Here is a 15,901-nt window from a genome sequence, read left to right on the forward strand (position 1 = left end):
TTATTGTTTTTGACCAATTACAATTCCTCTTGTATCGCCTGTTGAAGTAAACCAAGCTTCGGGATTAGAACCATCTAAATTTGCACGCATTAAAACGTCTGTGCTTCTGTCTCCCCAATAAATTTTATCTTCATCTGGGTCATAACCAATTCCGTATACAACTCTGCCAATTCCCGTTGCAATTGTGGTCACATTTGTACCATCTAGAGCAGCAGACTTTATTCTGATGTCTCCAGAACCAAAATATTCATCATAATAAATACGGTCTTTAATTACTTTAATCGTTCCGCCTTCAATAGCAGGAATTAAGATAGCTTCTCCGGTTCCATCCAAATTTTTCACCCCAATATCTCCATTATAATTTACCCAATATAATGTACGATTTATGGCGTCAATAGAAAGTCCGTCTGGATCATTAGATTGCCCAGTTACAAAATCTTCCATTTGTGTAACATCCGAATTTGATACATCTGCTTTTTGAACGCCAGAACCTGTTGTCCAATAGATTTCATTTTCTTGATAATCAATATCAATTCCGATTGGACTATCTACGCCCGTTCTAAAATCTTCAAAGTTACTGCCATCTAAATTTACTTTATAAATTTTATCTGTACCCGCGTCACTTATATAGATTTTTTTATTCACAGAATCTAACACCATATTGTATGCAGATTGCGAAATTACGCCCGCTACCATTGAAAAAATTGGTTGCTGATCATTTATTAATCCTTGAAACAGTTGAGAACCATCTGTAAAATAAATAGCAGTTCCCGAAGCACTAGGATCTTTAATCACAATCGTTTTTGTTATTTCTTTTATTTCTAACGAAGTAGAGGTTTCAACAACTAAATTCACGTTATAAGCACCAGGATTTGTATATAAATGCACTGGGCTTCTTTCTTTGGATGATGTGTTATCTCCAAAATTCCAATAAAAAGTAGCATCGCCAACATTTGCTGGCACAATAGAATTGTTTGTAAATGTTACGTTTGCTGGTGCTAAATCTTCATTATCGACTGTAAAATCGAATAACGGAACTGTGCTTGCCGGTGGTACAGGAAAATCATTATCATCACAAGAATGAAACAACATACCGATACAAATAACGGATAGTATTACATATATTTTTTTCATATTGATTTTATTTAATGAAAGCAATTCCTCTAGGACTTGCAATTCCTGTTTGTAAAACTTCTAGATTAGCACCGTCTAAATCTGCACGGTATAATTCGCCAGAATCTCTGCCAGACCAATACAATTTATTTACTTCATGATCAATTTGCATTCCATAAATTCTAGTTCCGTTTGTGTTTACCGTTTGCATATTCGATCCGTCTAAATTGGCTACTTTTAATTCATCAGAATTTTGATCATCAAAATAAATTTTATCATTTACAGTATCTACCAAAATTGCATATCCATAAACACCAGCAACAATAATTGAAGCATTTGAACCATCTAAATCTGCTTGATATAAATTTTCTGCGTTTACATCATATACATACATTTTATTGTTTTCAACATCCAAAGAAATTGCTCTCCATTGTGCTCCTACCACTGTTAAAAATCCAATTTCTGGATTAGAACCATCTAAATTTGCTTTAGAAACATTTGCATCATCATCTACCCAAAATATTTTATTACCCGCAACATCTAAAGCTATCGCATAAGGATCTCCAATATTACTTGCTATGTTTTCTAAATTAGCACCATCTCTATCCATTCTCCAAATGTTTCCAAAAGGATAGGTATCAAAATCACTAAAATAAATTTTGCTATTTACATTATCATACGCCATACCAACACCACCTTTGCCAGCAATATCTAAAATATCGGTTGTAGTTCCTGCAGCACCTAAATCTAACTTTTTAATCAAATCATCACCAATAGCAATATAATAGAGCTCTCCAGGAGTTGGTGGCGCTTCTGCAACTATGATCTCTTTTGTAGATGTGTTATCGCCATTTGCATTGCTTGTTATTAATGTTATGGTGTACGTTCCCGCCGTTTCATAAGAAAACGTAGGATTTTCGGTTGTAGACGTAGAATTTGCTGCATCACCAAAAGACCAAGTAAACGTATCTGCACCTAAAGAAGTACTTGTAAATTGAATGAGCACTTTTGCTTGCAAAGCGTCTTCATTTTCTACTGTAAATGAACTTGCTGATGTTACTGTAATTTCTGCATTAGAAATGGTAGAACCTCCAGAGCCTGTCGAGACTAAACTCACTAAAAATCGACCACTTTCGCTGTATGATTTTTTAGGTGATACTTGCTTTGAAGTGGTACCGTCACCAAAACTCCACTTATAAGCAGTAGCATTTTGTGAATTATTCGTAAATTGAATCGATTCATTTATTGCCACCGTTGTTGCATTTGTAGTAAACTCTGCTTGCGATTGTGGTGGTAAAGCTTCCTCTTCATTACAAGAAAATAGTGTAAGAGAAATACAAGCCAAAACGATGTATTTATAAAATTTAGTTTTCATATTTTATGTCTTTAGTTTTTTAATTTTTTAGTATCCTGGATTCTGAACCATTGCTGGATCATTGTTTGTTTGAATTTCATCTAACGGAATTGGAAAAAGCATTTGATTAGCATTTTTTACGTTTGGCAAAACGCTAATTGCACGATTTGTTCTTACCAAATCAAACCATCTGTGGCCTTCAAAAGCAAATTCGAAACGTCTTTCATTTTCAATAATTAATAATAACCTCGAAACTGATGTTTCTGAAGTAGCTGCTAGATTCGCTCTATTTCTAATTAAGTTTATATCATCTCTCACCGCTTGCACATTTGGCGAGGGTAAATTTGCTGCTGCTTCTGCTCTAATTAAATACATATCTGCCAACCTTAATACAATTACATTGTCTGCACCGATGCTTAAATCATCATACTTAATAGAATAGGCACTTGTACCATCAAACGCTAAACTTGCATTAAAACGAGCATCACCAGATTGATAAGATGCTAATAAATCTGTGGAAGGTTCTACTTCTCTTCTTCCGTTTAAAGATCTAGGAAAATTGTATTCTGCAATTCTATTTCTCTCTAATTGAGAGAAAAATATCTCGAAAATAGATTCAGAAGTTTCGTCATCAAAAATATCTCTGTAATTATTCAACAAGGCGTAATTGCCATTATTAATAACTTCTGAAGCCATTTCGATAGCCTTTGGATAATCCTTTTGATACAAATAAACTCTTGCCAACAATGCTTTTGCTGCATATTGAGAAGCTCTTGTTTTATTGCTAGAAGTGGTTAAATTATCTGCTGCAAAAGTTAAATCCGTTATGATTTGAGCAAACACCTCATCTACCGTATTTCTTGGCGCGTCTAAATTATCTACACCAACCGTTGGTAAAACTTTTATAGGAACTCCACCAAAATAATTTAGTAAGTTAAAGTGATTTAAAGCTCGTATAAAATACAACTCTGCCAACGCTTTGTTTTGCTCTTCTGTTGTCATTCCAGAAATTGTAGGCACTTTTTGTATGATATTATTTGCTACATTAATCCCATCATAAGCCAAAGACCAAATACCGCTAACAGAACCATTTTCTGGAAGAATATTATTGTTATTCACCTCTGCATATACCGTTGCTGTTGCTGCCAAAGGATGTGAAAGATTATCCGCAGCTAAATCAGCAAAAAGGTAAAAAGTTCTGCCGTAATAGCTTAAACTTTGAAAAGAGGCATACGCGCCTAAAATACCTTTATCGATGTCATTTTTTGTTTTAAAAGCTTCACTTGCAGCGATAGAATTTTCTGGTTCTACATCTAAAACATCACAAGAAAATACCGTGCTTAATAAAATTGTTATTAAAAATATCTTTTTCATCTTTTATAGTTTTAAGTTAACGCCTAACGTGAATGTTCTTGCCTGCGGATAGGTAAAAAAGTCTGTACCAATCACTGAATTACTATCCCCTCTGTAATTTACTTCAGGATCGAGACCTGTGTAATTTGTAAAAGTGAATAGATTTTGCATGCTTACATACATGCGTAAACTAGCGAATCTTTCCTTTTTAAATTTAGTTCCATCAAGCGTGTAACCAATCGTTACGTTTTTAATTCTTAAATAAGAACCGTCTTCTATAAATCTTGATGAAACCCTTTTGTTTTGAACAGACGCAACAGGATCTGTTGTTGCTCTTGGAATGTCTGTAATATCTCCAGGCTGTCTCCATCTTCTAGTTACAGCCGCTATTTGATTATCGCCACCTTGTAAAGATTCTAGAAAAAGACGCGAGCCATGAAATACATCATTACCGTAAGAACCTTGTAAAAAGATACTTGCATCGAAATTTTTGTAAGAGAAATTGTTGGTCAACCCTCCAATAAAATCTGGATGAGGATTTCCTACAATAGTTCTATCATCTGAAGTAATTTCTCCGTCAAAATTGATATCTGCATACACGATATCTCCAGTAGACGGATCTACGCCTAAAGATTCGTAGCTGTAAAAAATACCGATAGGCTGCCCTTCCATAATTCTATTTCCACCTCTACCAATATCATCAATTGGTTGATTGTTATAAAGTTCTAATACTTTATTTCGGTTTCCAGAAATATTGAATTGTGTGTTCCAAGAAAAATTATTATTGATAATATTTTGAGATGAAATTGAAAGTTCAATTCCTTTATTTTCAATTTTCCCTACATTTTGAGTAATTGAAGAAAAACCAGAACTGTTTGGTAAAGGTCTGCCTAATAATAAATCGTTGGTTTGCTTGTTATAATAATCTGCTGTTACGGTAACCCTATCATCAAACAAGCCTAAATTAATACCAATATTTAATTGTGCGGTGCTTTCCCACTTTAAATCTGGGTTTGGAATATTACTAGGAAAAATAGCTGGCTGACCGCCATAAGAACTATTGCCGTATAATTCTGAAAATAAAAACGGACTGATATCATCATTCCCCGTTAAACCATAACTTACTCTAAATTTTAAATCAGAAACGGCTTTTACATTTTTCATAAATTCTTCTTCGGTAACTCTCCAAGCTACAGAAGCTGCAGGAAAAAACCCTGTTCTGTTATTTTCTCCAAATTTTGTAGAAGTATCAAAACGACCAGATGCTGTAAAAATATACTTATTATCAAAATTATAATTTACTCTCGATAAATAAGAACGAATTCCTGCATCAGAGGCACTTGCACTTGCAGAGACAATTGTTGCCGCTGAATTAATATATTCTAAATCATCATCAGCAAAATCCTGACCACGAATAAATGAAGAACGTCTCTGATATTTCTCGAAAGTGTAACCCACTAAAACATCAATCTTATGCTTCTTAAAACGTTTTTTAAATTTTAATAAATTATTAGAAACGATATTTAGCACATTGCTGTAGGTTTCAAAGCCCAATCCGTTAAATTTTGCACCTTGCTCTGTCCTTGTAGATTCATAGGCATGCTCTCTAAAATTTAAAAAATCAACGCCCCATTTAGAAGAAAATGTAAGGTCTTCAGAAATTTTATAATCTGCATATACGTTTGAATTTGTTCTGTAAGAAAAATTCTCATTAATCGCTTCATTTGCTATCGAAACTGCATTTGAATAAGGTCCGTTTTGATTGTAGCTCCCATCGTCATTTAAAACAGGAAAAATAGCGGGTGTAGAAATTCCGTTTGGCAAAGGCCCTTGCAAAGTTTGATCTCCTTCAACACGATTGGTTTTAGAAAATGTTAAACCAATACTTGCTCCGATTTTTAAGCGATTAGAAATTTCATGATCTATATTTATTCTACCATTTGCTCTGGTGTAATCTGTGCCAATTAAAATTCCTTCTTGGTCTAGCAAATTACCACTGATAAAAAATTGTGTTTTTTCAGAACCACCCCTTGCAGAAACCTCGTAACTCGTAATTGGTGCGGTTCTAAAAATTACATTTTGCCAATCTGTATCCACAGAAATAGTATTCATATCCTGTTGCGAAAAAGCATTTGTACCGGTTAAATCGTTTCGGTATTCCATCCATTCCCTTGCGTTTAACATATCAAGCGTATTCCATGCTTGTTGCATACCAGAATTAACGTTAACACTAACTACAGATTCTTGCGCTTTACCTCTTTTTGTCGTAATTAAAACAATTCCGTTAGAGCCTCTTGCTCCATAAATTGCTGTAGCAGAAGCATCTTTTAGAATACTGATCGATTCAATATCTGCCGGATTGATATCTGAAAGTGCACTAGAACCCTGGCCAGAATACCCAATTTGAGCAAAATTTCCAGTTGTTACAGGAATTCCGTCGATAATATATAAAGGTTGATTTGAACCACTAATGGAACTCAAACCACGAATTCTAACAGACATTTCTCCACCTGGCGTTCCAGAATTCTGTGTAACTTGGACACCTGCTGCTTGCCCTTGCAACAAGCCATCAACCGAAGGAACTGGTAAATCTTTTATTTGTTTTGATGAAACTGTAGAAATTGCATCACTAATTAATTCTTTTTGTGCTGTACCATAGCCGATAATAACAATTTCTCCTAAAGCACTGATATCTGATTTCATTTGAACTTCGATTTCAGTTTTACCCTCAATATTTATATTTTGGGTGATGTACCCAATATAAGAAATTATTAAAATTTTTGTATTCGCAGAAACCGTTACATTAAACTCCCCATTGATATCTGAAGTAGTTCCTGTAAATGAGTTTTTTGCACTAATACTTGCACCCGGCAAAGGTGCGCCATATTCATCTAAAATTTTCCCTTTTATTTTTGACTGTTGTGCCCTTTCTTTTGATGATTTCGGTAACATTTTTTGAGTAACAACCACTTGCCTGTCGTTAAACTTATACATTAAATTAGTGTTTTTAAAAGCTACATCTAAAACTTGGGTAATCGATGCCTCTTTTAAATTTAAAGAAATATTGTATTTAATAATATCATCTTTATAAAAGAAAACGAATTTACTTTTGCTTTGAATCTGTTTAAAAACTTCTTCTAAACTTGCATTGGTTACAGAAATATCTATTTTAGTTTGCGCTTTAGAAGTATTTGCAAAAGCGGAACTTAAACCAATTGTTATTAATAGTAAAAAAACTCTCATAATAGATACCAAAAAGTATTTTAAAGAATATACATTTCCGGGAGGAAAATAGTTCTTATTTTTATTCATAATTTTGTTTTAGTGATTAGTATTACTGTTTTGTTTCAGTTGATATTAATTTTTAGGAGATGTTGGTGCATCTCCTTTTCTTTTTGTTTAGTTCGATAGGTTTTAAATTTAGTTAATAATTATTTTTTTGTCGGTTGTAATTTTATACTCAAATAAAGAGTTTTCCGCGGCCATGATTGTTTTCATCACATAGTTTATATCTTCATTTACATCTAAATATCCAGAGAATGTATGCTCCGCTAATTTTTTGTCTTTTATAATAATTCGATAATCATAATATCTAGATAACTTTTTCATAATAGCCGCTAAAGAATCATTCCTAAAGATAAAAATGCCATCTCGCCACGCAAAATATTTTTCTGTGTCAACTGTTTTCACCTCCAAACTGTTATTCTCTTTGCTATACGTTGCTAAATTTCCGGGAACAATTTCTAAACTGTTCGTTGTACTAAACAAATCATTATTTTTATAATTTATCTGCACACTTCCGCTTTCTAAAACAGTTTCTATATCCTTATCCTCTGTATAATTACTTACGCTAAAAACAGTTCCTAAAACTTTAATATTATAATTAGTAGCTTTTACAAAAAATGGTTTTTCTGAATTATGTGCAACTTCAAAAATTGCCTCTCCCTCTAAAAAAACTTCTCTTTTATCACCCTTAAAAGAAACAGGAAACACTAATTTAGAGCCCGAATTTAACCAAACTTTTGTGCCGTCTGATAACACAATTTTTTTTCGCTTACCATAAGGTACAAGTAGCGTATTAAAAGCGATTTCTTCTTCAAGAATTGTTTCTTGCTTAATTGTTTTAGAAGCACCAATCGCTATATTGCTTCCTGAATTAGAATAAACAATGGTGGAATCTGCTACTGTAATTTCTACATTTTTTTGATCACTTAAAATAAGAGCAACCTCGTTTGTTGGTTTTACATTTTGAATTGTTTTTGCAAATTTTTCTATTGGAGAGTATACTGTGTTGTTTTGATTGTAAAGAACTACAGAAAAAAGAATTGCTACAGAAGCAGCGGCTGCAATAAAAGAATACCTGTATCTTTTGTTTTGATGAATATAAGCGTGTATTGAATGTGTAAGTTTATTTTTTAACACAAACTTTTCATGCTCTGTAATCGTATTAAAATTGATATTATTCTTTGATTTCCCTGTCATATAGCTAATTTTAAATGCCTTTCTATCTACAATAGATACTTAATTGCACTTGCCTACTATACTAATAAGAGATAAAGCGTAGTTACATAGACAGTTTTTCTTAAAAAAAGTTAAAAAAAACTAAAATTAACGTTAAAAGGGCCTTTCTTAACTTCTTAATAGCTCTGTAAATTAAAGTTCTTGAAGTTTCTACAGACACCTCTAAAATTGAAGCAATTTCGTCGTATTCTTTATCTTGATTGTATCTTAACAATAAAATATGACGTTGTTTTGGTGTTAATAATTTTAAAGCGTTTTGCAGTTTAAACACTTTATCGTTTAAAATTTCATCTTCAATTAAATGTTCTTCAAAAGAGGCATCAAAATGTTTGCTTTCTTTTTTTTCATCTAAAGAAGTCGAATTTAAAAGTATGTTTGTTTTTGTACTTTTTAAAATTTCATTCTTTAACGATCTCATTAAATAATATTTCACATTCTGTGTTTCTGATAACTTTTTACGGTATTTATACAAATTCAAAAAAAGATCATGAATACAGTCCATCACCCTACTTTTATCCGAAGTAAACTGAACACCATACACAAACAAATCATCAATATACATATCATACAAAGAGCCAACAGCCTCTAAATCTCCATTTTTTAGCTTTGCCCATAAATTAGTATCTGTAGTTTTAAAGTTTTTCAAAAGAATGGAGACCGTTTAATTTATTATGAACACCCAAATTAGGCTTTCTTGTTGTTTGTAATGAAAATTAAAAGTATGACAACAATAGAAATGAACTCATTAAATTTCGTAATACCTTTAAAAAATTATGAATACTGTATTATTTATTCTTTTTTATGCCAGATTGCTAAATAAAACACAGCGAATTGAAACAATATCTATATTTAAAACAGATATTTTTAATTTCTATTATGATTTTAGCAAAAAAAATAATTGAAATAGCATATCAAAATAATAAGTTTTTTCATATTTTATCTTTATAAATTTCATTATTTGTACCTTTGTGCGATAATCAAATATTATGAAATTAATACTACTTACTATCGGATTATTAGCACTCGGTGTTGCAGGAATTGCCATTAAACTTTGGGCAAAGAAAGACGGCGAATTTGCAGGAACTTGCGCAAGCCAGAACCCAATGTTAAATAAAAATGGCGAAGCTTGTGGTTTTTGTGGAAAACCAGCAGAAGAGTTTGATACTTGTGCAGAACCTCAACATAATTAATCTTATTTCTGCACGATGATTTTAACTGTAGTTTTCTACTCTTTCGTAGCATGTACAGCAATCCAAATCATCTATTATCTCCTTTTTTCTACATTTCTTTTTAAACAAAAGAAAAAAGACGCAAAAACGGAACACGTTCCGGTATCTGTTATTGTGTATTCAAAAAATAATACTTCTGAATTAGAAGACTACCTGCCTTTTATTATAGACCAAGAATACCCAATATTCGAAATTGTTTTAATAAACAATGCCTCTTCAGATGATTCTATAGACACCATGAAGGCTTTTCAAAAAAAACACGAAAACATTAAAATTGTTTCTGTAGAAAATAATGAAGCCTTTTGGAATAATAAAAAATATGCCTTAACACTGGGCATAAAAGCAGCGAAACACGATCATTTATTATTTACAAATGCTACTTCTAAACCTCTTTCTAAAACCTGGATTGCTCAAATGAGTTCTAAATTTACCTTTAAAAGAACCATTGTATTAGCCTACACAAAAATTAAAAGAGAAAAATCATTTACCAATCTGTTAATTCGGTTTCATAATTTACTAAAAGCACTTAAATGCTTTTCTTTTGCAAAAACAGGAACTCCTTTTCTAGCATTTAGTAATAATTTAGCATACACAAAAGCAGATTTTTTTAAGGTAAATGGATTCATCAATCATCTAAAAATAAAAAATGGCGAAGATGATTTATTTATCAGAGATGCTGCCACAAAAAAAAATATAACATTTACGATTGCGGAAGCTAGTTTTACAGAAACAGATGCTCAAACATCTTTTAAAGAATGGTTTCAAGATGTAAGAATTACAAATTCTTTAAGAGAGCACTACAAATTTAAACATCGTTTTTTATTGGGTCTTTTTATTTTCTCGAAAACACTTTTTTATATTTTGGCTGCTGTATTATTTTTCTTTTATCCCTATAACATAATAGGGGCTTTTGTTGGCGTCTATGTGCTAGTTCAATATCTAGTCATTGGTTTTTCTGCAAAAAAGCTACAAGAAACGCAACTATTATTTTTCTTACCTTTTTTAGAAATTGCACTACTATTGATTCAAATTAGTATATTTAGTGCCAATTTGATTTCAAAACCAAATCATTGGAAATAAACAACACTAAAATTGAACTAAATATTTTAAAAGCCAAAGAAGGCAACCAAGCTGCATTTCGTTTTTTGTTAGATACATTTTGGAGTGCTGTTTATAACTATCAACTAAAAAGGACAAAAAATGAAAATGAGGCAGAAGATATTGCCATTCAAACATTCTCGAAAGCCTTTGATAAAATACACACGTTTGATGATCAATATGTCTTTAAAACTTGGTTAATAGCCATTTCTAAAAATGTACATATCGATTTACTACGCAAGAAAAAAACATCAATTTTTATAGAAACCACTAAAGAACAAGAAGAAAAAGTATATATGGTGGTTGATGAAAATCCGACGCCAGAAGATAAAATAATAAGAGAACAAAATTTAGCCAAGTTGTTAAGAGATATAAAACAACTAAAACCTAAATACCAAGAAGTTATACAATTACGCTATTTTCAAGAATTGAGTTATAAAGAAATTTCTGCTCAAATTAATGAACCTATGAACAACGTAAAAGTAAAATTATTACGTGCTAAAAAATTGTTAGCAGCTATTATTAAGAAGACTTAACAATGAAAAAATCATTCTTACAATCTTTAGGACCCGGTTTATTATTTGCAGGCGCGGCAATAGGTGTATCTCATTTGGTACAATCTACAAAAGCAGGTGCAGAGTTTGGTTTTGGCTTACTTTGGGCTTTATTATTGGTACATATTTTTAAATATCCTTTTTTTCAATTCGGACCGCGATACGCAGCTGCAACAGGTGAAACTTTATTAGATGGCTATAAAAAACTAGGAAAAGGAGTTTTAGCTACCTATTATATCTTGAATTTCGGAACAATGTTTACCATACAAGCCGCTGTTACAATGGTTACTGCTGGTTTGGCATCGCAGTTATTCGGAATGACAAGCAACCTTGTTCTATGGTCTGTTATCTTATTAATTATTAGCATTTTAATTCTTTTAATTGGTAAATATAAATTGTTAGATAATTTGATGAAATATATCATCATTATCTTAACAATTAGCACAATTACAGCGGTTTCAATGGCCTTATTTAGCTCTAAAGAAGCCTTTGATGTAAGTCAGATTATACCATCGGGCACCGTTGAAATCACTTTTTTAATTGCATTTTTAGGTTGGATGCCAGCACCTTTAGATATTTCTATTTGGCACTCTATTTGGTCTGTTGAAAAAAGTAAAAACACACTCACCAAAATAACTCCGAAAAATGCTATTTTCGATTTTAATGTTGGGTATATCGGCACTTTAATTTTGGGAATTTGCTTTGTACTTTTAGGAGCTTTGGTGATGTATAAATCTGGAGAAACTTTTTCTGATAAAGGAGGCGCTTTTGCAGCACAATTAATTACGCTGTACACCAAAAACTTGGGCGATTATTCTTATATTTTAATTGCTGCTGCTGCTTTTACAACGATGTTTAGCACTACAATTACAACGCTAGATGCATCACCAAGAGCCATGGATAGAAGCTCTAAATTACTATTTGATAAGGAATTTAAATTCGGATATTGGTTTTGGATCCTTTTTCTATTTGCTGGTACTTTTATAATTCTTCAATTTTATTTAGCAGATATGGGTAGTTTGATAAAAATAGCAACAATCTTATCCTTTTTAACAGCACCTTTTTACGCCATTTTAAATTATGTTTTAATTACTGGTAAACATACTCCTAAAGAACATCAACCAAAATTATTTACGAAAGTTTTAAGTATTGTTGGTATTATTTTTTTACTAGGATTTAGTACTTGGTTTTTATTTAATTTATAGCATATTTTGTAAACCTAAAAAAAAATACTTGAATTTTTATGCGATACAATCCAAAACTGATTGTGCAAATCAAAACAAATTGAGAAAATAACTATTTTTTTTGATATTTCATACCATTAGTGTCCGATTAAAACTATTTTTAGTTTTGATAAAACCCTGCTAAAATAAAGAATCCTACTAATTTTATTAAATGACACCTTACTTTTTGAAAGTAATTTGATAAGGATAACATAGACCGTTTAAATTATGTGTGTTTGTCAGATAGTTAGAATCAAGTCTTGGTTCTCTCTGCCGATAAACATATTGATTCTAAAAACGGAGCAATTTTGAATCTTTTATACGACTAGTATAATTTCATATCATATTTTCAAGCTGCTATTTTTGAATACAATAAATTTAAATCGTCTTTATTTGGAAACCTTTAAAATTACCGAATTCTATACTTCGTAACAATTATCTTTCTCTAAATTCTTTGTAAATTTGCAATTCAAATAAAAATACAATGGCGATAGAAACTGCAGTACTACCTGAAAGACCAAAAAAACCGAAATGGTTGCGTGTAAAGCTACCCGTTGGTAAGAAATACAATGAATTAAGAGGTCTTGTTGATAAATATAAATTAAACACCATTTGTGCAAGTGGAAGTTGCCCAAACATGGGCGAGTGTTGGGGCGAAGGAACCGCAACCTTTATGATTTTAGGGAATGTTTGCACACGATCTTGCGGATTTTGTGGTGTTAAAACCGGAAGACCAGAAACTGTAGAATGGGATGAACCTGAAAAAGTTGCACGTTCTATAAAAATTATGGGCATTAAACACGCCGTAATTACCTCTGTAGATAGAGATGATTTAAAAGATGGTGGCTCTATTATTTGGGCAGAAACTGTTGATGCGATCAGAAGATCAAATCCGAATACAACTTTAGAAACTTTAATTCCTGATTTTCAAGGAAACACTAATCAAATAGATCGTATTATAGAAGTGCATCCCGAAGTGGTTTCTCATAATATGGAAACTGTAAGAAGATTAACACGTGAAGTTAGAATTCAAGCAAAATACGACAGAAGTTTAGGGGTTTTAAAATACCTAAAAGATAACGGAATGCGTTCTAAAACAGGTCTAATGCTGGGTTTAGGTGAAACTGAAGAAGAAGTAATACAAACCATGAGAGACTTGCAAGGTGTTGGTTTAGATGTTTTAACCATTGGTCAATATTTACAACCAACTAAAAAACATTTGCCTTTAAAAGAGTTTGTTACACCAGAGCAATTTAAAAAATACGAAACTATTGGTTTAGAAATGGGCTTTATGTATGTAGAAAGTGGCCCTTTAGTGCGTTCTTCTTATAAGGCGCATAAGCACGCTAAATAAAAGCGGTAAAATAAGAACCATTGAGTTTAATAAATTATCAAATTTTTATCTAATAAAAAAAAACGATTCTAAATTTAGAATCGTTTTTTTTTAGTTAAATTGAAACACAATGTGTCTTTTGAAGTTATAAATATCAAACATATAATTTTGGCACAGTGCTTGATAATACTTGAAAGAAGAGACGTAGTAAACCTCTTTATTGTGTAAATTATTAGTTGAATTATTTAATTTCTAAAACCATTTCTTAGCCGAGATGGTTTTCTTTTTTTCAACTAAAAAATTTACATTTTTGCTGCCTGTATTTTTTGAGCAACTACCTCTACCTCGTCTAAAACTCTTAACAAATTTCCGTTCCAAAGTTGCGCTATCTGCGCCTCTGTGTAGCCTCTTTTAACCAACTCTATAGTTACATTTAACGTTTCAGAAGCATCATTCCAACCTTCAACGCCACCACCACCGTCAAAATCTGAACTAATACCAACATGATCTATGCCTATTTTACCGACCAAATAATCGATATGATTTACAAAATCTGCTACATTTACAGGATTTATCAAAGAATTGTCTTCGCTACTTTTTGCCTCTTTAGAGAGCTTCATATAGATCGCAATGGCATCGTCTTGCGCCTTCCCTGTTAATTTTCGAATATCATTTCTCGGAATTAGCTCTAAATTTTGCTCTTTAGCCAAAACCTCAATTTTTTTAATTAGCGCTTCTTGATACTTTTTATCTTTTTCTGTATCGATATAAGAACTAAAAGCCACCGTTTGCACAACGCCTCCATTCTCTTTTAGCCATCCTAACTGCTCATCGTCTAAATTTCTACTATGATTGCACAATGCTCTTGCAGATGAATGAGAAGCTATAATAGGGGCTTTAGACAATTCGATCATATCTTTCATTGCTTCTTTTGAAGGATGAGAGACATCAATCATCATTCCCCATTTATTCATTTCTTTAATGACTTCCTTACCCAAATCACTTACACCGTTATGTAACCAAACACCCTCTTTTTCGCCAGTATTAGAATCACAAAACTGACTATGACCATTATGAGAAAGACTCATATATCTTGCTCCTAAATCATAAAATTGCTTTACCCTAGAAATATCGGTTCCTAAAGGATACGCATTTTCTACACCAATCATTGCAACTTTTTTACCTGACGCATAGATTTTTCTAGCTTCAGCAGAAGTTGTTGCCAAAGCAATTCTTTTAGGTGCAATTTCTTTTGTTAGTTTATGAATTGCATCAAACTTACTCATTGCATTTGTATATGCTTTATCATATCCTTGCTCATTCAAATCTCCTTGCCCCGTATACACAATAAAAAAGGCAACATCTAAACCTCCAGCTTCCATATTTGGAAGATTTACTTGGTTGGTAAGTTTCTGTGTGTAATTAACGGCATCTGTAAAATTAGCCACATTAATATCTACGTGCGTATCTACAGTCATCACGCGCTCGTGAATTTCTTTAGCCTTATCTGATCTATTCTCGCTCATTTTTTCTTTTTTACAGGATATTACTAAAAATAGCATTGTTAAAATTTTTAAAAACTTCATAAAATATGATTAATTGGTTCGTGTTTAAAGGTACTAAACAATTCTTGAATCACTTTAAACCAAAAAAAAAATCATCTAAAATATAATTCTAGACGAAATCTACTACTATTTATAAAAGTTTTCACTTTTAAAATTTTAAAAATGTTTTTAATTCAAAGACAAATAAACAATCCTTATTAGATTCAATAAATACTTTTTCGTTTAGCCGTTTAAAGAAGGTGTTGAATTGATCTCATTAACCGTTACCGATTTGTAAAATCATCCTAAAATTAAAAAGCATTCTTAAAATTAAGTGACAATTTAAAAAATTTTAGAATGAACAAAGTTTTTTAGTTAGCTAAATGCTTTACTCGAAGATAAGTTCCTATTTAGCTGAAAAAGTGGCTTTACGATAATTTAGGAATCAGATGACAGCAGACTTCAATATTTCTGAAACAAAAAAAAATCGCCTAAAATATAATTTTAGACGAAATTTAGTACAATTTATAAATTCCCCAACTTACAAAATTTGTATTGTATTATTAAATACACTGCAAA

At 31.8% G+C, this 15,901-nt stretch carries 12 protein-coding genes; 5 read left to right on the top strand and 7 right to left on the bottom strand.

What is annotated here, in order from left to right; translation table 11 throughout:
- From ES044_RS14150 to ES044_RS14175, 6 genes are all read right to left on the bottom strand, one after another.
- A complete protein-coding gene (locus ES044_RS14150; RefSeq protein WP_223269217.1) occupies positions 1 to 1,134 on the bottom strand; it encodes a PKD domain-containing protein in 1,134 nt (377 codons plus the stop codon).
- A 7-nt stretch (positions 1,135 to 1,141) separates the two neighbouring features.
- Positions 1,142 to 2,488, bottom strand: coding sequence for a PKD domain-containing protein (locus ES044_RS14155; protein ID WP_147187319.1), 1,347 nt, complete (start codon positions 2,486 to 2,488; stop codon positions 1,142 to 1,144).
- A 27-nt stretch (positions 2,489 to 2,515) separates the two neighbouring features.
- Positions 2,516 to 3,841, bottom strand: coding sequence for a RagB/SusD family nutrient uptake outer membrane protein (locus ES044_RS14160; protein ID WP_147119989.1), 1,326 nt, complete (start codon positions 3,839 to 3,841; stop codon positions 2,516 to 2,518).
- 3 nt (positions 3,842 to 3,844) lie between these two features.
- Positions 3,845 to 7,132, bottom strand: a complete 3,288-nt coding sequence (locus tag ES044_RS14165; RefSeq protein WP_223269218.1) for a TonB-dependent receptor — start codon at positions 7,130 to 7,132, stop codon at positions 3,845 to 3,847.
- A gap of 108 nt (positions 7,133 to 7,240) precedes the next feature.
- Positions 7,241 to 8,302, bottom strand: a complete 1,062-nt coding sequence (locus ES044_RS14170) for a FecR family protein (protein WP_147119990.1) — start codon at positions 8,300 to 8,302, stop codon at positions 7,241 to 7,243.
- Positions 8,303 to 8,402: 100 nt separating this feature from the next.
- Positions 8,403 to 8,987 (bottom strand): RNA polymerase sigma factor, encoded by a 585-nt coding sequence (locus ES044_RS14175; RefSeq protein ID WP_147119991.1) that lies wholly within the window; start codon positions 8,985 to 8,987, stop codon positions 8,403 to 8,405.
- A gap of 340 nt (positions 8,988 to 9,327) precedes the next feature.
- On the opposite strand from ES044_RS14175, the gene ES044_RS14180 reads away from it, so the two are divergent.
- The 5 genes from ES044_RS14180 to lipA all read left to right on the top strand — a co-directional run bounded on the left by ES044_RS14180 (position 9,328) and on the right by lipA (position 13,799).
- Positions 9,328 to 9,531 carry a membrane or secreted protein gene (locus ES044_RS14180; protein ID WP_147119992.1) on the top strand — a complete coding sequence of 68 codons (204 nt, stop codon included), beginning with the start codon at positions 9,328 to 9,330 and terminating at the stop codon, positions 9,529 to 9,531.
- A gap of 15 nt (positions 9,532 to 9,546) precedes the next feature.
- Positions 9,547 to 10,650, top strand: coding sequence for a glycosyltransferase (locus ES044_RS14185; RefSeq protein WP_147119993.1), 1,104 nt, complete (start codon positions 9,547 to 9,549; stop codon positions 10,648 to 10,650).
- Positions 10,641 to 11,204, top strand: a complete 564-nt coding sequence (locus ES044_RS14190; protein WP_147119994.1) for an RNA polymerase sigma factor — start codon at positions 10,641 to 10,643, stop codon at positions 11,202 to 11,204. The genes ES044_RS14185 and ES044_RS14190 overlap by 10 nt, the downstream gene beginning before the upstream one ends.
- A gap of 2 nt (positions 11,205 to 11,206) precedes the next feature.
- A complete protein-coding gene (locus tag ES044_RS14195; protein ID WP_147119995.1) occupies positions 11,207 to 12,427 on the top strand; it encodes an NRAMP family divalent metal transporter in 1,221 nt (406 codons plus the stop codon).
- A 502-nt stretch (positions 12,428 to 12,929) separates the two neighbouring features.
- On the top strand, positions 12,930 to 13,799 hold the full coding sequence (gene lipA, locus ES044_RS14200) for a lipoyl synthase (protein ID WP_147119996.1): 870 nt from the start codon (positions 12,930 to 12,932) through the stop codon (positions 13,797 to 13,799).
- 281 nt (positions 13,800 to 14,080) lie between these two features.
- On the opposite strand, the gene ES044_RS14205 is transcribed toward lipA, so the two are convergent.
- Positions 14,081 to 15,304, bottom strand: coding sequence for a dipeptidase (locus tag ES044_RS14205; protein WP_223269219.1), 1,224 nt, complete (start codon positions 15,302 to 15,304; stop codon positions 14,081 to 14,083).
- Between the last annotated feature and the right edge of the window lie 597 nt (positions 15,305 to 15,901).

It is taken from the genome of Polaribacter sp. IC066 (assembly GCF_007997085.1).
Lineage (GTDB): Bacteria > Bacteroidota > Bacteroidia > Flavobacteriales > Flavobacteriaceae > Polaribacter.